This window comes from Amycolatopsis sp. NPDC051373, from assembly GCF_040689465.1.
Taxonomy (GTDB): Bacteria; Actinomycetota; Actinomycetes; order Mycobacteriales; family Pseudonocardiaceae; genus Amycolatopsis.
On record NZ_JBFBAE010000002.1, the window covers coordinates 403,076 to 424,690 of the forward strand.

Below are 21,615 nucleotides of genomic sequence, written 5' to 3' on the forward strand. Positions count from 1 at the left end.
TCCCCACGCACGAGGCGGTCCTCTCGGGTGCTTCCCCGGCCGGGCGACTTCGCCGACGCACCGGACCGGTCCCCGGCGCGCGCGGCGCCTACCTCTACGATTCGGCGGGTGACCACCTACGACGACACCTTCGACCATCTCGACGCCTCGTCCCTGCCGCTTCGCCAGCAGCAGATCCTGGTCACGATCCGGGACTGGGTGGTCCGCCACGGTTACGCGCCGAGCAGCCGCGAGCTCGGCGAGGCCGTGGGGCTGCGGTCGTCGTCGTCGGTGTCGAAGCACCTGGCGAGCCTGGAGGACAAGGGTTACCTGCGGCGCAGCAGCTCGATGTCGCGGCCGATCGACGTGCGCGCGTTCCTCGGCACGGCCGAGCCGCAGCAGGGTGAGGACTCCGTGGCGGTGCCGGTCGTCGGCCACATCGCCGCCGGCACGCCGATCTCGGCCGAGGAGCACCTCGACGAGATGCTGCAGCTGCCGCGCGGGCTCACGGGCCGCGGCAACGTCTTCGGCCTGCGCGTACGCGGCGACTCGATGATCGACGCCGCGATCTGCGACGGCGACATCGTGGTGGTGCGCCAGCAGTCCGAGGCGCACTCGGGCCAGATCGTCGCCGCGATGATCGACGAGGAGGCGACAGTGAAGGTCTACCGGCGCCGCAACGGCCACGTGTACCTCGAGCCCCGCAACCCGGCCTACGACGTGATCGACGGCGACCGGGCCGTGGTGCTGGGCACGGTCGTGTCGGTGCTGCGCAGCATGTGAGTCACCGCATGAACAGGCCGCCGTTGATGTCGAACGTGGCCCCGGTGATGTACCCGGTGTTCTCGCCGCACAGGTAGCCGACGAGGTCCGCGACCTCCTCGGCGCGCCCGAACCGGCCCACGGGGATCGCGGCCTCGGCAGCTTCGAGCTGCCCGGCGTCCAGCTCGTCCATCACCGGTGTCCGCGTGGCCGCCGGAGCGACGGCGTTCACCGTGACGCCCGAGGCCGCGAGCTCCTTCGCGAACACCTTGGTGAGCACCAGGACCCCCGCCTTCGACGACGCGTAGTGCGCGCCCGCGACCAGCCCACCCTGCTGCCCGGCCAGCGACGCGAGGTTGACCACGCGGCCCCACCCTCGCTCGCGCATGGCCGGCGCGAGCTCGCGCGTGAGCAGGAAAACGCTGCGCAGGTTGGTCGCCAGCACGTCGTCCCACTCGGTCACCTCGATGTCCCACACCGACCGGCTCCGCGTACGGGCCGCGTTGTTCACGAGGATCTCCGGCTCGCCGAACGCCCGCCGCACCTGCTCGGCGACGGCCCGCACGGCCGCCGGGTCCCGCACGTCGACGGCAAACGCTGCTGCCGTGGCGCCGGAGGCGTCGAGCTCCCGCGCCTTCGCAGCCGAGCTGACGGGGTCGATGTCGAGCAGCGCAACGCGGTGGCCGAGCCCGTGCAGCCGCTCCGCGACGGCGGCCCCGATCCCGCGCCCGGCCCCGGTCACCACGGCAGTCCTGCGAGTGTCCACTGTGCCCTCTCGTGGTCGGCGTCGTCGGACTCGGAAACCATCCTGCCCGAGACCCACCGGCGGCGCCCGGGTCAGGCCGGCAGCCCCCACGGAGTGCTCGGTCCGTTCGAAGCCACCGGCCGCGCCGCGAAGTCCGGCCGGTCGCCCGCGCGATACACGAAGGCCTCCTCGCCGCGCGCGAGCTCGACCTGCACGTCGCCGTTGGGCAGGGTGCGCCAGCGCTTCGCCCGGCCCCGCGCGTCGGTGACCTCGAGCGCGCCGTCGATGCCCGGCCGCAGCACGCAGGGGGCGCCGGCTTCGCTGTGGACCTTCAGCCAGCGCGTTCTGCCTCCTTCGCGGGCGGCGCTGAGCAGGAACGCGCCTTCGGTGCGGAAGTCACGCACGGAGATGTCGCCCCACGTCGCGGGGACGGCGGGGAACAGCCGCAGGACACCGCCCCAGCTCTGCACCAGCATGTCCTGCATCGACTTCACCGCCGAGAGCGGCGTCTCGATCACGGGGCCGGACTCCTCGTACATCGTGTTGGGCTGAATGAACCGGCTCTGCAGCTGGTCGAGGTAGGCCGCGGCCTGGTCGCCGCGTCGCATCGAAGCCGAGATCGACGCGGCGCCGGTGAAGGTGTAGCCCTGCAGCGCGCCCTCGAACCCGACCCAATGCGCCAGCGACTTCTCGATCAGCGCGCGGTTCTCCGGCTGCTCCCAGGTGATCTCGTACAAGGGGTAGACCTGCAGCAGGTGCGAGTAGTGCCGGTGCGACTTCGCGAACGGCACGCCGGCGCCGATCATGTAGCCGTTCCCGTCCACGGCGTAGGGCGCGAGCGTCGCCAGCACCTGCCGCCAGCGCGACACGAGCGGGTCGGCGACGCGCAGCTCACGCGCCGTGTCGAGCAGGGTGCGACAGCCCCAGCGCACGAGCGCGAGGTCGTAGGTGCAGTCCGGGGCGTTCACGCCGTACTCGGGCGAGAACGTGGGCGGCAGGTGCAGCTTTCCGTCCGGGCCCGGCGCGAGGAAGTGCAGATAGTAGTTGATCGCCTTGCGCAGCAACGGGAACAGCGTGTCGCGCAGCAGGCGGTGATCAAGCGTGTGCCGGTAGGACAGCCACACGTTGTGCAGCGCCCACGTGAGGTCGCCGACCTCCGGGGTCGGGGTGTCCTGGCCGGGCACGCCCACGGGGAAGCCGCTGTTCGCGTCGGAGACGCCGTTGGACAGGGTCATGTCGGTGGTGCGCGGGATGCCGGCGGAGTCGCCCTGATACGGCGCGCCCACCTGGCTCGACAGGTGCCCGCGGTACTGGTCCAGCGCCCGGCTCACGGCGTCGAGCTCCAGGTGGTTCGAGCCGTGGATGAGCCAGTACTCGAGCTGCACGTTGAGGTTCCACCACGTGGCCGGCCACGGCGTGTTCTCCAGCCACGGGCCCGAGGTCGCCATCACCGGCGCCTCGCGCCGCGCGGCCGAGGCGATCTTGTAAAGCTGGATCCAGTAGAAGCTCTGCAGCCGGGTGTCCGGAATGGACACGAAGCTGCGCCGGTAGTAGTCGTGCCACCAGCCGCGGTGCTCGCGCGCGAGCGCGCCGAACCCCGCGGCCGTGCGCACGGACCACAGCGCCCGCGCGGCGGACGTGCGGTCGGGGTGCGACCAGGCGACCGAGGTGTAGAGCGTCCGCGCGCCGCCGCGGGTGACCTCCCGCCAGGCGGTGACGTGCTCGCCGCCGGCGAGCAGCGGCTGCTCGGCGACGTGGCTGTCGCCGACGGCGCGGATCGTCGCCGGCGGGTTCGCGACGTAGCCCTCGGGCGGCGCCTTCTTCCAGACGGGGTCGGCGCGCGGGCTCACAGCCTCGGCCGGGTGGAAGACCCAGCGGAACCCGCGTTCACCCTCGGTCGGGCGCACCTCGACCGCGAGCACCGGCTGTCCGGTATGGACGATCGCGCGCAGCGCGAGGCTGCCCGCGGCCGTGGTGATCGTGCCGGTGAGCTCGGCGTTCCACAGGTCCAGACGCCAGTCGACGCCGGTGATCGCGCCGACGGGTTCGAGCGTGAAGTACCCGATCGGCAGCCGGGCGAGGCCGAACAGCGAGCCGTACTGCGGCCGGTGGTCCTGCACCTCGCTGTGCTGCACGTTGAAGCGCACCGCGTTCTTGCCCGGCTCGGCGTAGATGCCCGAGCCGAGGAAACCGTTGCCGAGGAACGGCCCCTCCGTCCACGCGGCCGGCATCCGCTGCCACCGCAGGTCCGCGGTGGCGAGGAAGGTGGCCCAGTCGAAATCGTCGCCGCCCGGCGGCGGGTGGCTCGCGGCCGAGGCGACGGCCGGGCCCAGCCCCGCCGCGCTCGCCGCGATCCCGGCGAGCGCGCCGCCGAGGACTGTTCTGCGGGAGACGTCCATGTCTGCGACCTCCAGAGGATGGCGGCGGCGGTCGACCCAAAACATAGGATGTCTGACCTCTGTTGTCGAGACCTCTGCCCAAGTTCGTGGCAAGGCAACCCGACTGGAGCACCATGACTCGGGCGACCTGCTAGAGCCCCTTCATCGATTCATCGGATGACTACCGCGTGGTGAGCCGGCCGGGAAGAGCAGGAGCCGCAGGGGCGCAGGTCACAGCCGGGCGCGGCGGGCCCGGCCCTACAATCGTGGCCAGCCGCGCCGCGGCGGTGGGCGGAGGAGAACCGTGCGGATCACGATCCGGGATGTCGCACGGCGGGCAGAGGTGTCGGTGGCCACGGTGTCGCGGGCGCTCGGCTCGCCCGACCGCGTCAGCGAAGCCACGCGCGACCGGGTGCTCGCGGTCGTGCGGGAGCTCGGCTACCGGCCGAGCCCGGCGGCGCGCAGCCTCATCACCGGCAAGACCGGCGCGATCGCCATCGTGGTGCCGGATCTGGGGAACCCGTTCTTCACCGGCGTGCTCAAGAGCGTCCAGGCGCGGGCGCGCGAGACCGGCCACGCCGTGCTGGTCGGCGACAGCGACGAGGACCCGGCCACCGAGCAGGAGCTGGTGCGCACGCTGGCGAAGCAGGCCGACGGCGTGCTGCTGTGCTCGCCGGGAATCGACGACGCCACCATCACCGAGCTCGACGGCCTCACGTCCCTGGCGCTGCTCAACCGCCGCGTGGCCGGGATCGGCGCCACGGTGATGGACAGCGCCGGCGGGATGCGCGAGGTCGTGGCGCACCTGGCCGGGCTCGGGCACCGGCGCTGCGCCTACCTCAACGGCCCCGACAGCTCGTGGTCCAACCACGAACGGCTGCGCGGGCTGCGTCCGGCCGCCGCGGAGCACGGCATCGAGATCGTGGAGCTCGGGCCGTTCGCTCCGCGGTACGAGGACGGCGCGCCCGCCGCCGACCAGGCGCTCGCCGCCGGAGTCACCGCGGTGCTCGCCTACAACGACGTGATGGCGCTCGGCGTGCTGGCGCGCCTGCGCGACCGCGGGGTCGACGTGCCGGGCGAGCTGAGCGTGACCGGCTTCGACGACCTCGTGTACGCAGCGGTGTCCGCTCCGCCGCTCACCACCGTCGCCATGCCGCTGGCCGCGGCCGGAAACCACGCGGTGGACCTGCTGCTGGCCCATTCTGCCGCCGACCCGGCCGGCCGGGTGGTCACGGAACTGCCGACGCGGCTCGTCGTGCGCGCCACCACCGCCCGCGCGCCCGGGTACCACCGCTGACCATTCCCCGCATCCGAGGGGAAATGTCGGAAAATAATCGGGACCGACACGGGATTTCGGTCACTCCCAATACTGCGTTCCACTGTGGATCGATGTTACAGTTCTTCACAAGCCACGGAAAACGCGGCTTCCGGAAACGTTCGAGGAGGATTCACCCGCCATGGCGCACAAGGTCCTGGTCCAGATGGTGGACGACATCGACGGCGGGGTCGCGCACCAGACCGTGCCCTTCGGCCTCGACGGCGTTCAGTACGAAATCGATCTCTCCGACAAGAACGCGGGAACTCTGCGTGAAGAGTTCGCCCGCTACATCGCCGCCTCACGCCGGACCGGCGGCCGCAAGGTCCGCCGTGGCGCCGGTTCGGCCACGCCGACGCCCGAGGACCGCGAACGCTCGCGCAGCATCCGCGCGTGGGCCGCGGACAACGGCTGGAGCATTTCCGAACGCGGCCGCATTCCCACCGACGTGGTCACCGCCTACGAAAACAGCCGCGCCTCAGGCTCGAAGTCACGCGCCCGCGGTGGTCGCACAAAGGCGAAGGCCTAAAACTGATCCGGCGAAGACGTGCGGCCATTTTCGCCGATCCGGCGCACGCCTCGCCGGAAACGTCCCCACCGAATCCGAAAACCGCAGATCACCGGCAGCTTCCCGTGAACCACCGCCGCCGCGAGGGCCTTGACAGTCCGTCGCGGCGGTTCGTACGTTCCGACCGGGAGCCGCGGACCTTCCCCGACGTCCGCCTCGGAGAGGGGCTCGCGGATGAGTTTCACCGAGTCGTTCGAGACGGTCGCCTCCGTGATCGAAGGCCTCGGCGTCGGCATCATGGCCATCGGCCTCGTGGTGGTGCTGGTGCGCTTCGTCGCCGACGCCACCCGGCGCCGCGGCAGCTACGACCAGCTGCGGGTGCACCTCGGCCGCGTCATCCTGCTCGGGCTCGAGATCCTGATCGCCGGTGACATCATCCGCACCGTGATCGTCGACGCGTCGCTGGAGAACGTGCTGGTCCTCGGCTTGATCGTGCTGATCCGGACCGTGCTGAGCTTCGCGCTCGAGGTCGAGATCTCCGGCGCGTGGCCGTGGCAGGCCAAGCGGGGGCCGCAGCCGCCCGCCTGACCTCGCCGGCGCTCAGGCCGCGCGGCCCAGGAACGCCAGCAGCCGCGTGGTCTCGTCGGCGTCCGCCGGCGGCGTGAGCTCGGGCCCGAAGAACTCCGGCCGCTGCAACGGAATCGACCGGACCCACTCGCCCGTCGCCTGCACCACCGCCGGGTCGAGCGTGACCGTGAGACCGACGGCCTGCGCGATGTCCCAGGTGTGGACGAGCGCGTCGGAGACGAACGCCGGCAGCAGCGTCGTGAGCGGCGCACCCGCGGCGTCGTCGATCGACGTGGCCCGCGCGAGCCCGTCACGGGTCAGAGCCGGGGCGGTCGCCTCGAACGCCCCGCGCCACTCCCGCGCCGGATCCCCGGCGCAGAGCACCCCGGGGTTCGGCGCGCCGGGTTCCCCCCCGGTCTCCGGGTAGTCGGCGCCGGTCACCCAGGCCGACAGCCGGTGGCGGCCCCACAGCACGTGGCCCACGATGTCCCGCACCGTCCACGCCGCGCACGGCGACGATGCGTCCCATCGCTGCGCCGGCACCTCGGCCACCACCTTGCCGAAGCCGTCCTGGGCCACGAAGTACTGCTCCACAAGATCCACAGCTTGCTCCCTTCACGGATGTCCTGGCCTTACGACCACCGGCGGACGGCGAAACAGACCGAATCCGGTCCCGACTTCGCCGGCCCGGGGCTACCGTGGTCGGAATGACCGATTCGACCAGCACCGAAGACCAGACGGCCGCGCTGACGCGCAACGTCGAGGGATACGAGGTCGGTGCGAGCGTGTCCATCATCCGCGAGAGCACCGACGTCGCCGGGTCCGGCCCGCGGCTGCACCGCCACCCCTACCGCGAGACGTTCGTGGTCCAGCGCGGCCGCGCCCTGTTCACGATCGGCGACACCGAGCGGGAAGGCCGGGCGGGCGACGTGCTCGCGGTCCCCGCCGGGGTAGCGCACAAGTTCGTGGTCCTCGGGCCCGAGCGCTACGAAGCCGTGCACATCCACGAGAACGACCGGTTCGTCACGGAGTGGCTCGAGTAGACACCGTCCACTCGCGACGGCGCCAGGGCTCCGTACCCGTGTTCGCATTCGCACATTTGTCGGCGCGGGCCACAAGCGGCCGCCGAAATCGCCGAATCCGGCGCTGACCTGCAGAACCTTCCGGTATCGCGGAGGGCCCTTTTCCACCTCGCGGAAACACTCCGTGCTCACGCCGCCGTGTCGTGAAAACCGGCTCTGACCTCCGGCGACGGGCGGGGCCGCCGCTGCCTTGACACCGCGCTGGGCCGGACTCATCCTCACTTCTCTGTTTTCGTTCGATGGAGGGTGTGATTCCGCATGACGGAGGTGCTGGACCGGACGACCGGCCGCGACGACCGCGACCGGCTGTTCGCCACCTCGCCCGGATCGGCCGTCGACCTCTCGGTGCCCCTGGGCCCGCTCACGCTCGCCAACCCGGTGATGCCCGCGTCCGGCTGCTTCGGGCCCGAGCTCGGTCCCCTGCTGCCGGTGCGGGAGCTCGGCGCCGTCGTGACGAAGACCGTGTTCGCGCAGCGCCGCTCCGGCAACCCGTCGCACCGGCTGACGGAATGCGCGCTCGGCATGCTCAACAGCGTCGGCATCCCCAGCCCGGGCACGAGCCGGTTCGTGCACGACGTGCTGCCGCGCTACCGCGAGTTCGGCGTCCCGGTGATCGCCAGCGTCGGCGGGCTGACCGTGGACGAGTACTGGCAGGTCGCCGACGAGCTGGCCGGCGCGGAGTGCGCGGCCTTCGAGGTCAACGTGTCCTGTCCCAACCTCGAACACGGCGGGCTCGCCATCGGCGCCGACCCCGCGGCGGTCGAGGCCGTCGTCGCCGGTGTGGTGGCGCGCACGGAACTGCCGGTGCTCGTGAAGCTCACGCCCGGCGTCACCGACATCGGAGAGATCGCCCGCGCCGCCGAGCGGGCGGGCGCGACCGCCGTGACCGTGAGCAACACCTTCCCCGCCCTGGCCGTCGACGTACGCTCGCGACGCGCGGTGCTGGGCAACGGCGTGGGCGGCCTGTCCGGCCCGGCCGTGAAACCGCTCGCGCTGCGGCTGGTGTGGCAGGCGGCGAGTGCCGTCGACATCCCGGTCGTCGGCTGCGGCGGCATCAGCAGCGCCCGTGACGTCGTCGAGTTCCTCATCGCCGGCGCCACCGCCGTGCAGGTCGGCACCGCGACGTTCACCCGCCCCTACGCGATGGCCGAGATCGTGCGCGACCTCGCCCGCCACTGCGCCGAGCTCGGGGCGGGCGCCGTCCACGAGCTCATCGGAACCCTGCGCACCTGACCACTTCCCCCAGTCTTTCCCCCTTCCCCCAATGCCGTGAGGAGAGCTCCACACCATGTCCGACGAAACCCTGGCCGGCAGCACCGCACCACCCGCCACGTCCGAAGACACCCCCGCCGCCAAGGCCACCACGCGCTACGCCCGCAAGGCGGTGTTCGCGTCTTCGCTCGGCTACGCGATGGACGGCTTCGACCTGCTGATCCTCGGGTTCGCCCTCTCCGCCATCTCCGGTGACCTCGGGCTGGGCGGCGCCGAAGCCGGATCGCTGGCCACCATCACGCTGATCGGCGCCGTGGTCGGCGGGATCGCGTTCGGGATCCTGTCCGACCGCATCGGCCGGGTGAAGGTGCTGACGTACTCGGTGATCTTCTTCGCCGTGTTCACCGGGCTCACCGCGATTTCCACGAGCTACTGGGAGATCGCGGTCTTCCGGTTCCTCGCCGGCGTCGGCATCGGCGGCGAGTTCGGCATCGGCATGACGCTCGCGGCCGAAGCGTGGCCGGCGAAGAAGCGCGCCCGCGCGACGTCGCTGGTCGGGCTCGGCTGGCAGGCCGGGGTGCTGCTCGCGGCGCTGGTCTCCGCTCCGGTGCTCAACGCGTGGGGCTGGCGCGGGCTGTTCCTGCTCGGCGCGTTCCCCGCGATCGTCGCCATCGTGTTCCGCTCGCGGCTGCACGAGCCCGAGCAGTTCACGCGCCACCGCGAGCTCCAGCAGGGCAAGCCGAAGGTGCCGCTCAAGCTGCTCGTGGCCGACGGACCCACCACCCGCGCGACGATCGGCGTCCTCGTGCTCACGTCCGTGCAGAACTTCGGCTACTTCGGCATCATGATCTGGCTGCCCACCTATCTGTCCACGCAGTTCGGTTACAGCCTCACGAAATCCGGGGTGTGGACCGCCGTGACCGTGGTGGGCATGGGCGTCGGAATCCTCGCGTTCGGCGAGGTCGCCGACAAACTGGGGCGCCGCAAGGCCTTCTGGCTCTTCCAGGCCGGTGCCGCCCTCTCGGTGCTCGGGTACAGCCAGCTGTCGTCGCCGTGGGCGCTGATGGTGGGCGGCGCGATCATGGGCGCGTTCGCCAACGGCATGATCGGCGGCTACGGCGCCCTGATGGCCGAGCTCTACCCCACGGCGATCCGGTCCACGGCGCAGAACGTGCTGTTCAACCTCGGCCGCGCGGTCGGCGGGTTCGCGCCGATCGTGGTCGCGCTCGTCGCCGCGAGCTACGGCTTCGGCTTCGCCATCGGCGTCCTGTCCGTGATCTACCTGCTCGACATGGTCGCGATGATCTTCATCCCCGATCGTCGCGCCGAGCAGCTCGCCTGAGCGGCACGGTCGAACAAAGGAGAACCATGCAGGTCGTCATCCGCGCCTTGTCCGTGCTGCGGGCCCTCGCGACGAAGGGCAAGGGCGCCACGCTCCAGGAGCTGCATGAGGAGCTCGGCATCCCCGTGGGCAGCGCGCACCGCGTGCTCACCACGCTGATGGAGGAGAACTTCGTGACCCGCTCCCCCACCAACAAGCGCTACTTCCTCGGCCCGGCCGCGCGTCAGCTCGGCGAGCCGGCGCCGCACCGGACGGCACTGCTGGCCAACCCGCACCAGGCGGTGGTCGACGCCGCGGAAGCGAGTGGCGAGACGGTGTTCCTCACCGAGCTCATCGGCGCCCGCGCGGTGTGCGTCGCGCTGGTGGAGGGCCGCCACCCGCTGCGGCTGTTCGTGCGCATCGGGCAGGAGATGCCGCTGCACGCCGCCGCGTCGAGCCGTTCGCTGCTGGCTTACCTGCCGGAACCCGCGGCCCGGCGGGTGCTCGAAACCCAGTCGCTCGACGCGTTCACCCCGGACACGCCGACCACAGTGGACGAACTCGTGGAGCACCTCGCCCTCGTGCGGGCCCGCGGGTACGACATCTGCGACGACGAGCTCGATCGCGGCGTCTGGGCCGTGGCCGCCCCGATCTTCACCTCCACGGGCGCGGTGGCCGCGAGCGTCACGCTGGCCGCGGCCGGCAACCGCATGCGCGAGGGCACCGCGCGCACGGTGGCGACGGACGCCGTCCTCACCGCCGCGCGGGAACTGTCCGCAGAGCTCGGTTTCGCCGGCGCCGAGCCCACCACGGCAGTCGGCGGACCGGCGAGGAGCGCCCGATGAGCCTCGAGGACGACCTGGCCACGGCCACCGACACCACCACCGTGTTCCTCGACGCCGAGCGGCGGCGCGGCGAGCTGCGCGCGGATCTCACGGCGATCGGCGCCGCGTTCACCACGCGGCCGTCGATCCTGCGCCGGGCGGCCGCGCTGCTCGCCGAGGAACTGCCGACGGCGACCGATCGGCTGGTCACCACGGGCACGGCCGACGCCGTCGCGGTCACCACGGCGCTCGCGTTGCACACCGGTCTGCCGTTCGCGGTCGACGCCGGCGAGGTGCACCGGGGCGACCGCGTCGCCGTCGTGACGCCGATCGCCGACGACCCGGCCGAGACTTCGGCCGACGCCACCGCCGCCGCGCTGGCCGACCGCGTGCGCGCGGCGGGCGCCGAGCCCGTCGTCGTGCTCAGCGTGCTCGCGGCCGACGGCACCCCAACCCTCGCGGGCACTCGAACCCCTTCGGAGAACCTGTCATGACCACTCCCGTCCAGGACGCCGGCGCCGCGGTGCGCAAGCTCGGCGTCAGCCCCGACACCTACGGCCCCTCGCTCGACACGCCCACCGATCCCGCCGCCACCGAAGTCGTCGGCGCGGCGCTGGCGGAGCTGCTCACCAAGCAGACCCTCGACCAGGTCGCGGTGTGGCACGGCGCCGACGACGCCGTGCTCGCCCACGTCGTCGCCCGGGAGCTGGGCGCCACGGTGACCCGCGCGTCCGAGCTCGAAGGCGTGGTCGGCTTCCACCCGCCGGTCACCGCCGGCACGCGGATCGCGCTGGTCGGCACCGCGTGGGAACCCGCGCGGCTGCGGACGCTGCTCAACCTCGCCGCGACCGCGCGCGCCGAAGTCGTCGCGGTGGCGGCGGTGCTGGCCACGCCCGCGCTCGCCGAGGTGACGGGCACCCCGACGGCGGCGCTGCTGACCGAGCTGCCGGGCGAGCCACGATGACCGCGTCCACCGCGGCCGCAGCGTCTACTGTGGACACCCGGCTGCGCGCCGACCCGGACCGGATCGCGCACTGGCTCGACACGTTCGCCGCACTGTCCGAACCGGACTCCGGGCCGGGCGTGACCCGGCTCGCGCACACCCCGCTCGAACGCCGCGCGCACGCGCTGTTCGCCGAGCACGTCAGCGGGCTCGGCCTCGACGTGCGCACCGACGCCGTGGGCAACACGATCGCCGAACTCCCCGGCACCGTGGCCGACGCGCCCGCGCTCGGCACCGGCTCGCACCTCGACAGCGTGCCCAACGCGGGCGCGTTCGACGGGATCGCCGGCGTGGTCGCGGCCATGGAGACCGCGCGGCTCTACACCGAGCACGACGTGCGCCTGGCCCATCCCGTGCGGTTCGTCGTGTTCGCCGCGGAGGAGGGCGCGCGCTTCGGCCAGGCGTGCACCGGCAGCCGGGTCGTCGCCGGGCTCACCGACGCCTCGGACCTCGAGACCAAGTTCGACGCCCAGGGCACGAGCCTGGCCGACGCGATGCGCTCGGTCGGCCTCGACCCCGCGGGCGCGGCCGGCGCGCGCTGGCGCCCCGCGGACTGGGCCGCGTTCCTGGAGCTGCACATCGAGCAGGGCAGCGTGCTCGAGTCGACGGGTCTGCCGCTCGGCGTCGTCGACCTCATCTCCGGCAGCACCCGGCTGCGCCTCGACCTCACCGGCCGCGCGTCGCACACCGGCGGCACGCCCATGCACCAGCGCGCCGACGCGCTCGCCGCGGCCGCCGAAATCGTGCTGCTGATCGAAGCCATCGCCACCGACAGCCGTCACCACGGCACCCGCGCGACCGTCGGCCGGCTCGACTCCGCGCCCGGCTCCATCACGACGATCGCCGGACAGGCGCAGCTGCACGTCGATGTCCGAGACGTCGACAGTGACCGCCAGCGCCAGACCGCCGCGGAGATCGTCGAGCGCGCCCACGCCCTCGCCGCGCGCCGCGGGATCGGTTTCGCCGCCCGCACCCTCGCCGACGCGTCCCCCGTGCTGCTGCCCCGCCGGATCACCGACGTCGTGGCGGCCACGTGTGCCGAGCTCGGCTTCGCGCACCGCGTGCTGCCCAGCGGCGCCAGCCACGACGCGCAGATGGTCAACCACGTCACGCCGACCGGCATGCTCTTCGTGCCCAGCCGCGATGGCGTGAGCCACAGCCCCGACGAGTGGACCGACCTCGCCGACGTCGTTGTCGGCACCGAAGTGCTCGCCCACAGCCTCGTCCGGCTCGACACCGCGTTCCCCGTCGCGGGATCGGAGCAGTCATGACCACCACCGAAACCCGGGCCGTCCGCGACCACGTGACGCCCCTGCCGGCGACCGGCGCCGTGCTCCCGACCCCGACGTGGCACCACGCGGAAGTGCTGGAGCACCGTCCGGAAGCCGACCGCTACCAGTACCTGCGCCTGCACGCGCCGAGCATCGCGCGGACCGCGACGGCCGGGCAGTTCGTGATGCTCACCGCCGCGCGCCAAGGAGAACGCGGCCCCGTGCTGCCCCGGCCGATGGCGATCTACCGCCGGGACGCCGAGGCGGGCACGATCGAGGTCGTCTACGGCGTGGTCGGCGACGGCACGCGCAAGCTCACCACGTTCTCCGCCGGCGAGACGATGCTCGTGGTCGGTCCGCTCGGCCGCGGGTTCCACGTGCCCGCCGACACCACGCGGGTGCTGCTGGTCGGACGCGGCATCGGCACCTGCTCGCTCACCACCGTCGCGCAGGACCTCGCGGGCAGCGGCACCGAGCTGATCGCCGTCGCGAGTGGACGGACGCCGGAAGCCGTGATCGGCGCGGATTTCTACCACGAGTGCGGCGCCGAGCGCGTGCTCACCGTGACCGATGCCCAGGGCACCAGCGAGATCGAGCGCCTGCGGGCGGAGTTGACCTCTACTTTGGACAGTGCGCCGCCGCAGCGGATCCTCACGTGCGGCTCCGACCGGCTGGCGTGGCTGTGCCGCGAGCTGGCCGACCGCTGGGGCGCCGAGGTGCAGGTGTCGCTGGAAGCACACATGGCGTGCGGCCTCGGCTACTGCCACGGCTGCGCCACCGGAACCCGCGGCGGGCCCGAGGAATCACCGTTGATCTGCAAGGACGGCCCCGTGTTCCGGCTGGAGGACAGGGCATGAGCCCGCTCACGCAGACCCCGCTCGGACACGCGGTGCTCACCGGCGTGGCCCCGTTCGGCGGCACCCCGATCGACCTCGTGGTGCGCAACGGCCGCATCGCCGAGCTGCGTCCCCGCGGCGGCGCCGACGAGCCGAACCGGTTCGACGCCGACGGTCTCGTGCTGCTGCCCGCGTTCGTCGACCTGCACACGCACCTGCGCGAGCCCGGCGGCGAGGACGCCGAGACCATCGCCACCGGCACCGCCGCGGCGGCGGCCGGCGGGTACTCCGACGTGTTCGCCATGGCCAACTGCAGCCCGGTCACCGACTCGCCCGAGCGGATCCGCCACGTGCTCGACCTGGCCGAGCGCACCGCTCCCTGCCGCGTGCACGCCGTCGGCGCGATCACCGAAGGCCTTGCCGGCCAACGCCTCGCACCGCTGGAAGCCATGGCCGCGGCCGGCGCGCGCCTGTTCTCCGACGACGGCCGCTGCGTCGACGATCCCGTGCTGGTGCGCGACGCCCTCGAGGTGACCAAGCGGACCGGCACGGTGCTCGCCCAGCACGCCCAGTCCGGGCCGCTGGCCGGCGCCGGCCAGATCAACGCGGGCCGCGCGGCCGAGCGCACCGGGCTGCCGCCGTGGCCGGCGACGGGCGAGGAAACCGTGGTGGCGCGCGACATCGTGCTCGCCGCCGACGCCGGGGCGCCGCTGCACGTCTGCCACGTGTCGACGGCGCGCTCGGTCGCGCTCGTGCGGTGGGCCAAGGAGCAGGGCTGGGCCGTGACCGCCGAGGTCACGCCGCACCACCTGCTGCTCACCGACGGCGAGGCCGCGAGCGCGGACCCGAAATTCAAGGTCAACCCGCCCCTGCGCTCCCCCGGCGACGTCCGGGCGCTGCGGGCCGCCTTGCTCGACGGCACGATCGACGCCGTCGCCACCGACCACGCGCCGCACCCGGCCGAGGCGAAAGCCGCCGACTGGTGCGGGGCGCCGTTCGGGATGACCGGGCTGGAGACGGCACTGGCCGTGGTGTCCGAGGTGCTGCACACCGGCCGCGGCGTCGACTGGGCGCTCGTGGCCGACCGCATGGCCCACGCCCCGGCGCGCATCGGCGGCATCGCCGCGTCCGCCGGCCGCCCGATCGCCGTCGGCGAGCCGGCCACGTTCACCCTCGTCGACCCGCGGGCGGGCTGGACGGTCGACCCCGCCGACACCGCCGGCCGTTCGCACAACACCCCGTTCGGGGGCCTGTCCTTCACCCACCGGCCCGTGGCGACGGTCGTCGCCGGCGCCGTGACCGCCGACCGCGGCGGGTTGTTCACCAGGAGTGCCCGATGACCACCACCCGCACCGAAGCAGACCTGCTCGGCGAGCTGGCCGTGCCCGCCGACGCGTACTACGGCGTGCACACCCGCCGCGCCATGGCCAACTTCCCGATCAGCGGCCTGCCGCTCTCGACCCACCCCGAGCTCGTGGTCGCGCTGGCCCGCGTGAAGCACGCGGCCGCGCTGGCCAACCACGACGTCGGCCTGCTGCCCGAGGACAAGACCGCCGCGGTCGTCGCCGCGTGCGAGGAGATCGAGGCCGGCCGGCTGCACGAGCAGTTCACCGTGGACGTGATCCAGGGCGGCGCGGGCACGTCGTCGAACATGAACGTGAACGAGGTCGTGACGAACCGGGCGCTGGAGCTCCTCGGCCACCCGCGCGGGGACTACGCGCGGCTGCACCCGATCGACGACGTGAACCTCGGCCAGTCGACGAACGACGTCTACCCCACCGCCGTGAAGCTCGCGGTGCACGCGGCCGCGACCGAGCTGCTCGACGCCATGGCCGAGCTGCGCGGCGCGCTGCACGAGAAAGGCCGCGAGTTCACCGACGTCGTGAAGATCGGGCGCACCCAGCTGCAGGATGCCGTGCCGATGACGCTGGGCCGCGAGTTCACCGCGTTCGCCGTGACACTCGGCGAGGACGAGCAACGGCTGGCCGAAGCACTGACGCTGCTGACGGAGATCAACCTCGGCGGCACCGCGATCGGCACGGGGCTCAACGCGCACCCCGACTACGCGCGCCTGGCGTGCGAGCACCTCGCGCGGCTCACCGGCACGCCGCTCGTCACCGCCACCGACCTCGTGGAGGCGACGGCCGACGTCGGGGTGTTCGTGCAGCTGTCCGGCGTGCTCAAGCGCGTGGCGGTGAAACTTTCCAAGACCTGCAACGATCTTCGCCTGCTGTCCTCGGGCCCGCAGGCCGGGTTCAACGAGCTGCGGCTGCCGAAGGTGCAGGCCGGGTCGAGCATCATGCCGGGCAAGGTCAACCCCGTGATCCCCGAGGTGGTCAACCAGATCGCGTTCGAGGTGATCGGCAACGACACCACCGTCACGCTCGCCGCCGAGGCCGGGCAGCTGCAGCTCAACGCGTTCGAGCCGATCATCGCCCACTCGCTGCTGAAGTCGCTGCACCATCTGCGTACGGGCGCGCAGACGCTGGCGCGCCGCTGCGTCACCGGCATCACGGCCAACACCGAGCACCTGCGCCGGCAGGTCCGCGAGTCCATCGGCCTCGTCACGGCGCTCAACCCGGTGATCGGCTACGAAGCGGCGAGCGCGCTGGCGAAGCAGGCTTCGGCCACCGGCCGCTCGATCCACGAGCTCGTGGTCGACGCCGGCCTGCTCACCTCCGAGCAGCTCGACACGCTGCTGGGCCTGCCGGCCGCCACCGCGGGCTGACGCCCCAGGACAACAGCCCAGGACAGCACCGCCGGCTGACACCGTCGCGACGACCTTCGTTTACCTTTCGTTTACTTGGGTGTACTGCAATGAAACCTCCATCGGGTGACACCAGGAGGCTTCATGAGCACGCAGACCCTCGGAGCCCTGGTCCCGGAGCAGCCCGGCACCCGGCCGGACACCCCGTTCGGGCACCTCGAAGACCGCCTCACCCGCGACTTCGCGACCGTCGGCGCCGAGTCCGTGCACGACCTCGTGGAGCGCGAGCGGGCCCGCTTCACCGACGCGCCGATCCAGGCGTTCGTGCCGATCCTGGTCGAGCGCGCCGTACGGGCCGTGCTGGGCAGCCGGCAGCTCGCCTGAACGCGGCGTTGGAAATTCAGCACCGGCCACCGTCCACTGTGCACTGACCGTCCGGTGCGGCGGAGCGAAACCGCTGCTCGGTAGGCTGTCGGGTCGTGACCGCCCACGACGACCAGTCCGACTCGCTCAGCGCTCGTGTCGAGGAACGGCTCGCCGGGCTGTCGCCGGCCGAGCAGCGCGTGGCCGAGTACCTGCGCAGCCACCAGCAGGCGATCCTGCTGTCCACGGCCGGCGACCTCGGCGTGCTCAGCGGCACGAGTGACGCGACGGTCGTCCGCGCCGTGAAGGCCCTTGGCTACTCCGGCCTGCCGGAGCTCAAGCGCGTGGTGGGCCGCTACGTCGTCGGCGACACCAACCCGGCCACGCGCCTGCGCGAGCGCATCGAGCGGACCGGCGGCGACACCGACGCCCTGCTCGACCAGGTGCTGACCGAGTCGGTCGAGCGCCTCACGGAGACACGCCGGCTGCTGGCCGACCCCGAGTTCACCGCGGCCGTCGACCTGCTGGACTCCGCGGCCGAGGTCCTCGGGTACGGCCTCGGCCCGTCCGAGCTGCCGATGCAGTACCTCGTGACCCGCCTGCACCGGCTCGGCCGGCGGGCCTGGAGCACGTCGGCCACGGGGTTCCGGCTCGCCGACGACCTGTTGCGCCTCAAGGAGAACGACGTCGTGGTGCTGTGCGTGCCCGACCGGCTCCTGCACGACGTCAAGACACTCGTCGAGCACGCGCGCTCGGTCGGCGCGCGCGTGCTGCTCGTGACCAACTCCTTGCGGCCCACGCTCGGCGACCAGGTCGACGTCGTCCTCACGGCCGTGCACTCCGTGAGCGGCCTGACGCACGAGGGACTCGGGGCGACGCTGGTCGTCGACTGCCTAACGGCCGGGCTGGCGCGCAAGGACCCAGCGGCCGTTTCGGACAACATCGACCTGCTGACCGCCTTGCGCACCGCCCTGGTGCCCCGCGACATGCGAGCGCGCCGGCCCGGCCGGGAGTGACCCGGGCTCAGCGTCCCATCTCGGCCGCCCGGTCGTGGGCCGCCTCGATCGCCGCCATCACCGCCGCGCGCACCCCGCGTTCCTCGAACTGCCGGATCGCGGCGATCGTCGCCCCGCCAGGGCTGGTCACGGCCGCGCGCATGCGCACCGCGTCGGCGTCCGGGACCTGGAGCATCTCGGCGGCGCCGGCGGCGTTGGCCTTCACGAGCTCCTCGGCCAGCGGGCGCGGCAGGCCGAGCAGGATCCCGGCTTCGATCAGCGCTTCGGTGAGGAAGAAGTAGTACGCCGGACCGCTGCCCGACAGCGCGGTGATGGCGTCCATGCGGGTTTCCGCGACCCGCACGACCTTGCCCACCGGGTCGAACAGCGACTGCGCGTAGTCGAGCTCGGTCTCGCCCGCGTACGTGCCCGCGCTGATCGCCACCACCCCACGGCCGACGGAGACGGGCGTGTTGGGCATGCAGCGCACGACCGGCGGCTTGCCCGGCAGCAGCGCTTCGAGGCGCGAGATGCGCACCCCGCCGACGGCAGAGACGAAGAGCTGGTTGTCGTTCACGTCGTCCGCGACCGCGGCGAACAGGTCGTCGACGTGGTACGGCTTCACCGTGAGCAGCACGGTTTCCGCCGTGCGGATCGCGGGCCCGGCGTCCGCCGTGGTGGCCACGCCGTAGCGCTCGCGCAGGTATGCCGCGCGCTCCTCGGCGAGCTCGACCACGACGACCTCGGCCGCCGTGAACCTCGGTTCGGTGCCGGCGAGCAGTCCGGCGAGCAGCGCCTCGCCCATGTTGCCTCCGCCGATGATGGCCAGTTTCGTCATCGCAGGGTGAACCCCGTTCCCAGTTCGTCGGCCGGGTCGAGCGTGAACACGCTCTCGCCGGCCAGGTGTGCGGTGCCTTCGATCTCCGTGGCGACGCTGCCGTCCGCAGCGGTCGAGAGGATCCGGCCGGTGAAGGTGGTGCCGATGATCGAGCCGTGGGTGAGCACGTCGCCCTCGCGCAGCCGGCCCTCGGCCGCGAGCAGCGCCAGCCGAGCGGAAGTGCCTGAGCCACAAGGGGAACGGTCGACCTGACCGTCGGCGAACACAGTCACGTTGCGCTGGTGCGGCCCGGTCGCGGTGTCGCCGAGGTCGTCGTAGAGGATCACGCCGTAGACACCGCTGAGCCGGCTGTCTCCGGAATACCGCGCCCATTCGGTGCCGCTGAGCGCGGCCTTGACCTCGCGGCCGGCGGCCACGAGCTCGGTGTGGTGCTCGGGGACCACTTCGAGGCCGAACGCGGAAGCCGGCACGCACGCGTAGATCGCGCCGCTGTAAGCGAGATCGACCTTGACCGGCCCGCTTTTCGCGGCCACCTCGACGTCGCGGCCGAGCACGGTCGTGTCGACGTTGCGGAAGGCCACCTTCCGCACCTCGCCGCCTTCGCACGTCACCGCGGCCGTGACGCGGCCCGACGGGACGTCCATCGGCACCTCGGTCACGCCGTCGGCCACCGCTTCGACGCGGCCGATGCGCACGGCCCACGCGCCGAGCGCGATCGTGCCGTGCCCGCAGGCGGTGGAGTAACCCTCGCGGTGCCAGAACAGCACGCCGAACAACGATCCCTCGGTTTGCGGCGGCACCAGGAAACAGCCGTACATCGCCGAATGCCCGCGCGGCTCGCGCACCAGCAGCTCGCGCACCGCGTCGATGCCCGGCGTCGACCGCGCGACCTCGCGCCGTTCGAGCACTGTCGCGCCGGGGATCTCCGGCGCCCCACCGGTGACGATGCGGAAGGGCTCCCCCGCCGTGTGGTAGTCGGTGACGGTCACCGCGTCCACTGTGGACCGTCCAGCCTTGTAGCGTTCATGACAGCTGACAGTACATGGTAGTTTTCACTACGGGAAGAGGTGTGCGCGCGGTCACGCCCTGCTCGGCCGCATTACTATTCGTGCACGAATAGTTGAACCGAACATGAAGACTTCCGTGCTCGCCCGGCACCGCTGGTGGTGCGGGGCGGCCACAGGATCTCGCTGCTGCTGGTGCTCGTGTTCATCGGCCTCTACGTCGGGTTCCAGCGCAGCCCGCGGCCCTACCAGGTGCCCGTCGCGGTGGCCGGGACCCAGCTGCAGACGCAGCTCGCCGGGGCGGCCGGGCCGGCCGTGGCCGTCGTGCCCGTCGCCGACCAGGCGGCGGGTGAGGCGCTGCTGAGCCACGGTGACGCCGTCGCGACGCTGGCGGACCAGGCCGGGCACCTGCGGCTGGACGTCGCCGGCGCGAGCGGTGCCACGACCGTGTCCGCGGCCGAGAAGCTGGTGAGCGCGTTCGCGCAGCACCGGGGGCAGCCGCTGGTGATCACCGATGTGCTGCCGCTCTCGGCGTTCGACAGCAAGGGGATGTCGGGGTTCTACGTGGCCTTCGGCGTCACGCTCGCGTCGTTCGCGCTGGCGCAGAACCTCATCGCGGCCGCGCGGCGCGTCCGGCTGCGCCACCGCATGGCGGCGCTCGCGGGGTTCGCGGTGCTGTCCGGGATCGTCGCGGCCACGCTGGCCGGGCCGGTGTTGGGCGCGCTGCCCGCGCCGTTCGCGCCGCTCGCGCTGACCCTCGGCCTGCTCTCGGCCGCCACGGCACTGGCGACCAAGGCCCTGGGCACGTGGTTCGGCGCGATCGGCATCCCGATGTCGACGCTGCTGCTGCTCACCGTCGGCAACTCGACCAGCGGTGGCGTGCTCGGGGTGAACCTCCTGCCGGAGCCGGCGCGGTGCGTGTCGGCCGTGCTGCCCCCTGGTGCCGCGGTGCGCGCGCTGTCGGACCTCGACTACTTCCACGGGCGCCCACCTGCTTGTGCCGGTCCTCACGCTGCTGGCGTGGTCCGCGGGTGCCGCCTTCCTGAGCCACGTGCGAGAACGCGGCCGCGCCACAGCCGCGGAAGCGGAACAGGCCGTGCCGGGCGGGGAGATCTCGGGTCGCGTCAGCCCCGCGGCGGTCCTCGTCGTGACGGACCCACAGGGCGCCGTCATGGCGCGATCGGACACCGACGGCCGCGGCCGGTTCCACCTGACCGGCCTGGCCCCCGGTGACGTGACGCTGACCGCCGTCGCCAAAGGGTTCCTGCCGCAGACGCGGGCGCTGACGGTGCCGGCGAGTGGCGGCGCGACCGTGGACCTCGCCCTGGCGCCCGCGTTCGCCCGCGCCGCATGAGGCAGCCTTGAGCCATGGACACCGGATCGGACCACGACACCGAGGGCGGCGAACGCCCGCTCGACGACGCTCCGCTGTACCTGCTGCGCCAGGCGCTGCGCACCTACACCGCGCGCTGGCAAGAGACCGTGCGCGAGCTGACGCCGCCGCAGTACGTCGCCTTGCGGGTGTTGCGGTCCTCCCCCGATCTCGACCAGGCGGCGCTCGCCGAGGCGACGCGTATCGACACGGCCACGCTCACGCCGTTGCTCGCGCGGCTCGAGGAGCGCGGCTACGTCGTGCGGCGCGTCGACCCGGGCAACCGCCGCCGCAAGCTGTTGCGGGTCACCGAGGGACGGGGCCGGAGTGCTGCGCCGGGTCGCGCCGCTGGTCGCCGAGACCGAGGACACGGTGCTGGGAGAGCTGAGCACGGAGCAGCGCAAGGCGTTCACCGACGTGCTGCGGAGGATCTCGCACGCCTGAGCGATGTCCTTATCGGTGGGGTTCGTGGCCGGTCCGGCCACTGCGCGCAGCGGCCCGCGCGCGACAGGCTGTGAGGACCACCCCCGCTT

Annotated in this window: 24 protein-coding genes; 19 read left to right on the forward strand and 5 right to left on the reverse strand. The window is 72.6% G+C overall.

The annotated features are described in order from the left end of the window. The first annotated feature begins 108 nt into the window (after window positions 1-108). Window positions 109-762 (forward strand): transcriptional repressor LexA, encoded by a 654-nt coding sequence (gene lexA / locus AB0383_RS05590; protein ID WP_366185397.1) that lies wholly within the window; start codon window positions 109-111, stop codon window positions 760-762. Window position 763: 1 nt separating this feature from the next. On the opposite strand, the gene AB0383_RS05595 is transcribed toward lexA, so the two are convergent. Both AB0383_RS05595 and AB0383_RS05600 read right to left on the reverse strand, forming a co-directional pair. Beyond that, window positions 764-1,483, reverse strand: a complete 720-nt coding sequence (locus tag AB0383_RS05595) for an SDR family NAD(P)-dependent oxidoreductase (RefSeq protein WP_366185399.1) — start codon at window positions 1,481-1,483, stop codon at window positions 764-766. A gap of 95 nt (window positions 1,484-1,578) precedes the next feature. Further along, window positions 1,579-3,885: a Tat pathway signal sequence domain protein gene (locus AB0383_RS05600; protein ID WP_366185401.1), complete on the reverse strand. Its 2,307-nt coding sequence runs from the start codon at window positions 3,883-3,885 to the stop codon at window positions 1,579-1,581. Window positions 3,886-4,168: 283 nt separating this feature from the next. Between AB0383_RS05600 and AB0383_RS05605 the strand changes: the two genes are divergently transcribed. From AB0383_RS05605 to AB0383_RS05615, 3 genes are all read left to right on the forward strand, one after another. Next, a complete protein-coding gene (locus tag AB0383_RS05605) occupies window positions 4,169-5,161 on the forward strand; it encodes a LacI family DNA-binding transcriptional regulator (protein ID WP_364182617.1) in 993 nt (330 codons plus the stop codon). A gap of 160 nt (window positions 5,162-5,321) precedes the next feature. After that, window positions 5,322-5,708, forward strand: coding sequence for an Lsr2 family protein (locus AB0383_RS05610; RefSeq protein ID WP_366185404.1), 387 nt, complete (start codon window positions 5,322-5,324; stop codon window positions 5,706-5,708). 213 nt (window positions 5,709-5,921) lie between these two features. Next, window positions 5,922-6,275 carry a DUF1622 domain-containing protein gene (locus AB0383_RS05615; protein ID WP_366185406.1) on the forward strand — a complete coding sequence of 118 codons (354 nt, stop codon included), beginning with the start codon at window positions 5,922-5,924 and terminating at the stop codon, window positions 6,273-6,275. A gap of 12 nt (window positions 6,276-6,287) precedes the next feature. Here AB0383_RS05615 and AB0383_RS05620 read toward each other — a convergent pair whose 3' ends face one another. Then, a complete protein-coding gene (locus AB0383_RS05620) occupies window positions 6,288-6,857 on the reverse strand; it encodes a TIGR03086 family metal-binding protein (RefSeq protein WP_366185408.1) in 570 nt (189 codons plus the stop codon). Between the two features lie 104 nt (window positions 6,858-6,961). Here AB0383_RS05620 and AB0383_RS05625 point away from each other — a divergent pair, with 104 nt between their 5' ends. From AB0383_RS05625 to AB0383_RS05680, 12 genes are all read left to right on the forward strand, one after another. Further along, the gene (locus AB0383_RS05625) at window positions 6,962-7,297 is read left to right on the forward strand and encodes a cupin domain-containing protein (RefSeq protein WP_364182628.1); all 336 of its coding nucleotides are present in this window, start codon (window positions 6,962-6,964) and stop codon (window positions 7,295-7,297) included. Between the two features lie 297 nt (window positions 7,298-7,594). After that, complete coding sequence (locus tag AB0383_RS05630; protein ID WP_366185411.1) at window positions 7,595-8,569, forward strand: dihydroorotate dehydrogenase; 975 nt, start codon at window positions 7,595-7,597, stop codon at window positions 8,567-8,569. A gap of 55 nt (window positions 8,570-8,624) precedes the next feature. Then, on the forward strand, window positions 8,625-9,890 hold the full coding sequence (locus AB0383_RS05635; protein ID WP_366185413.1) for an MFS transporter: 1,266 nt from the start codon (window positions 8,625-8,627) through the stop codon (window positions 9,888-9,890). A gap of 26 nt (window positions 9,891-9,916) precedes the next feature. Then, complete coding sequence (locus tag AB0383_RS05640; protein WP_366185415.1) at window positions 9,917-10,714, forward strand: IclR family transcriptional regulator; 798 nt, start codon at window positions 9,917-9,919, stop codon at window positions 10,712-10,714. Continuing rightward, window positions 10,711-11,187, forward strand: coding sequence for a hypothetical protein (locus tag AB0383_RS05645; RefSeq protein ID WP_366185417.1), 477 nt, complete (start codon window positions 10,711-10,713; stop codon window positions 11,185-11,187). The genes AB0383_RS05640 and AB0383_RS05645 overlap by 4 nt, the downstream gene beginning before the upstream one ends. Beyond that, on the forward strand, window positions 11,184-11,657 hold the full coding sequence (locus AB0383_RS05650; RefSeq protein WP_366185419.1) for a hypothetical protein: 474 nt from the start codon (window positions 11,184-11,186) through the stop codon (window positions 11,655-11,657). The genes AB0383_RS05645 and AB0383_RS05650 overlap by 4 nt, the downstream gene beginning before the upstream one ends. Next, a complete protein-coding gene (locus AB0383_RS05655; protein ID WP_366185421.1) occupies window positions 11,654-12,967 on the forward strand; it encodes a Zn-dependent hydrolase in 1,314 nt (437 codons plus the stop codon). The genes AB0383_RS05650 and AB0383_RS05655 overlap by 4 nt, the downstream gene beginning before the upstream one ends. Continuing rightward, window positions 12,964-13,824 carry a dihydroorotate oxidase electron transfer subunit gene (locus tag AB0383_RS05660; RefSeq protein ID WP_366185423.1) on the forward strand — a complete coding sequence of 287 codons (861 nt, stop codon included), beginning with the start codon at window positions 12,964-12,966 and terminating at the stop codon, window positions 13,822-13,824. The genes AB0383_RS05655 and AB0383_RS05660 overlap by 4 nt, the downstream gene beginning before the upstream one ends. Next, window positions 13,821-15,143 (forward strand): dihydroorotase, encoded by a 1,323-nt coding sequence (locus AB0383_RS05665; protein ID WP_366185425.1) that lies wholly within the window; start codon window positions 13,821-13,823, stop codon window positions 15,141-15,143. The genes AB0383_RS05660 and AB0383_RS05665 overlap by 4 nt, the downstream gene beginning before the upstream one ends. Continuing rightward, a complete protein-coding gene (locus AB0383_RS05670) occupies window positions 15,140-16,531 on the forward strand; it encodes an aspartate ammonia-lyase (RefSeq protein WP_364182651.1) in 1,392 nt (463 codons plus the stop codon). The genes AB0383_RS05665 and AB0383_RS05670 overlap by 4 nt, the downstream gene beginning before the upstream one ends. Window positions 16,532-16,654: 123 nt before the next feature. After that, entirely contained in the window at window positions 16,655-16,894 is a 240-nt protein-coding gene (locus tag AB0383_RS05675) for a three-helix bundle dimerization domain-containing protein (RefSeq protein ID WP_366185427.1), read from the forward strand. 95 nt (window positions 16,895-16,989) lie between these two features. Continuing rightward, window positions 16,990-17,889 (forward strand): MurR/RpiR family transcriptional regulator, encoded by a 900-nt coding sequence (locus tag AB0383_RS05680; protein ID WP_366185429.1) that lies wholly within the window; start codon window positions 16,990-16,992, stop codon window positions 17,887-17,889. Between the two features lie 7 nt (window positions 17,890-17,896). Here AB0383_RS05680 and proC read toward each other — a convergent pair whose 3' ends face one another. Together proC and AB0383_RS05690 are read right to left on the reverse strand one after the other, a co-directional pair. Beyond that, window positions 17,897-18,706, reverse strand: coding sequence for a pyrroline-5-carboxylate reductase (gene proC, locus AB0383_RS05685; RefSeq protein WP_366185431.1), 810 nt, complete (start codon window positions 18,704-18,706; stop codon window positions 17,897-17,899). Further along, the gene (locus tag AB0383_RS05690; protein WP_366185433.1) at window positions 18,703-19,695 is read right to left on the reverse strand and encodes a proline racemase family protein; all 993 of its coding nucleotides are present in this window, start codon (window positions 19,693-19,695) and stop codon (window positions 18,703-18,705) included. The genes proC and AB0383_RS05690 overlap by 4 nt, the downstream gene beginning before the upstream one ends. Before the next feature lie 177 nt (window positions 19,696-19,872). On the opposite strand from AB0383_RS05690, the gene AB0383_RS05695 reads away from it, so the two are divergent. Genes AB0383_RS05695 through AB0383_RS05705 form a run of 3 tightly spaced genes read left to right on the forward strand, consistent with a single transcriptional unit; the run spans window position 19,873 to window position 21,600 of the window. After that, complete coding sequence (locus tag AB0383_RS05695; RefSeq protein WP_366185435.1) at window positions 19,873-20,943, forward strand: hypothetical protein; 1,071 nt, start codon at window positions 19,873-19,875, stop codon at window positions 20,941-20,943. Continuing rightward, complete coding sequence (locus tag AB0383_RS05700) at window positions 20,882-21,064, forward strand: carboxypeptidase-like regulatory domain-containing protein (RefSeq protein ID WP_366185437.1); 183 nt, start codon at window positions 20,882-20,884, stop codon at window positions 21,062-21,064. The genes AB0383_RS05695 and AB0383_RS05700 overlap by 62 nt, the downstream gene beginning before the upstream one ends. Window positions 21,065-21,078: 14 nt before the next feature. Continuing rightward, on the forward strand, window positions 21,079-21,600 hold the full coding sequence (locus AB0383_RS05705; RefSeq protein WP_366185439.1) for a MarR family transcriptional regulator: 522 nt from the start codon (window positions 21,079-21,081) through the stop codon (window positions 21,598-21,600). Window positions 21,601-21,615: the final 15 nt, after the last annotated feature.

Bases quoted from the DNA above. Each gene is read 5' to 3' on its own strand.
- AB0383_RS05635 (WP_366185413.1), top strand. From the start codon at position 8,625: ATGTCCGACGAAACCCTGGCCGGCAGCACCGCACCACCCGCCACGTCC.
- proC (WP_366185431.1), bottom strand. From the start codon at position 18,706: ATGACGAAACTGGCCATCATCGGCGGAGGCAACATGGGCGAGGCGCTG.
- AB0383_RS05630 (WP_366185411.1), top strand. From the start codon at position 7,595: ATGACGGAGGTGCTGGACCGGACGACCGGCCGCGACGACCGCGACCGG.
- AB0383_RS05615 (WP_366185406.1), top strand. From the start codon at position 5,922: ATGAGTTTCACCGAGTCGTTCGAGACGGTCGCCTCCGTGATCGAAGGC.
- AB0383_RS05660 (WP_366185423.1), top strand. From the start codon at position 12,964: ATGACCACCACCGAAACCCGGGCCGTCCGCGACCACGTGACGCCCCTG.
- AB0383_RS05705 (WP_366185439.1), top strand. From the start codon at position 21,079: ATGGACACCGGATCGGACCACGACACCGAGGGCGGCGAACGCCCGCTC.
- AB0383_RS05655 (WP_366185421.1), top strand. From the start codon at position 11,654: ATGACCGCGTCCACCGCGGCCGCAGCGTCTACTGTGGACACCCGGCTG.
- AB0383_RS05600 (WP_366185401.1), bottom strand. From the start codon at position 3,885: ATGGACGTCTCCCGCAGAACAGTCCTCGGCGGCGCGCTCGCCGGGATC.
- AB0383_RS05610 (WP_366185404.1), top strand. From the start codon at position 5,322: ATGGCGCACAAGGTCCTGGTCCAGATGGTGGACGACATCGACGGCGGG.
- AB0383_RS05645 (WP_366185417.1), top strand. From the start codon at position 10,711: ATGAGCCTCGAGGACGACCTGGCCACGGCCACCGACACCACCACCGTG.
- AB0383_RS05650 (WP_366185419.1), top strand. From the start codon at position 11,184: ATGACCACTCCCGTCCAGGACGCCGGCGCCGCGGTGCGCAAGCTCGGC.
- AB0383_RS05625 (WP_364182628.1), top strand. From the start codon at position 6,962: ATGACCGATTCGACCAGCACCGAAGACCAGACGGCCGCGCTGACGCGC.
- AB0383_RS05675 (WP_366185427.1), top strand. From the start codon at position 16,655: ATGAGCACGCAGACCCTCGGAGCCCTGGTCCCGGAGCAGCCCGGCACC.
- AB0383_RS05670 (WP_364182651.1), top strand. From the start codon at position 15,140: ATGACCACCACCCGCACCGAAGCAGACCTGCTCGGCGAGCTGGCCGTG.
- AB0383_RS05665 (WP_366185425.1), top strand. From the start codon at position 13,821: ATGAGCCCGCTCACGCAGACCCCGCTCGGACACGCGGTGCTCACCGGC.
- AB0383_RS05640 (WP_366185415.1), top strand. From the start codon at position 9,917: ATGCAGGTCGTCATCCGCGCCTTGTCCGTGCTGCGGGCCCTCGCGACG.
- AB0383_RS05700 (WP_366185437.1), top strand. From the start codon at position 20,882: ATGGCGCGATCGGACACCGACGGCCGCGGCCGGTTCCACCTGACCGGC.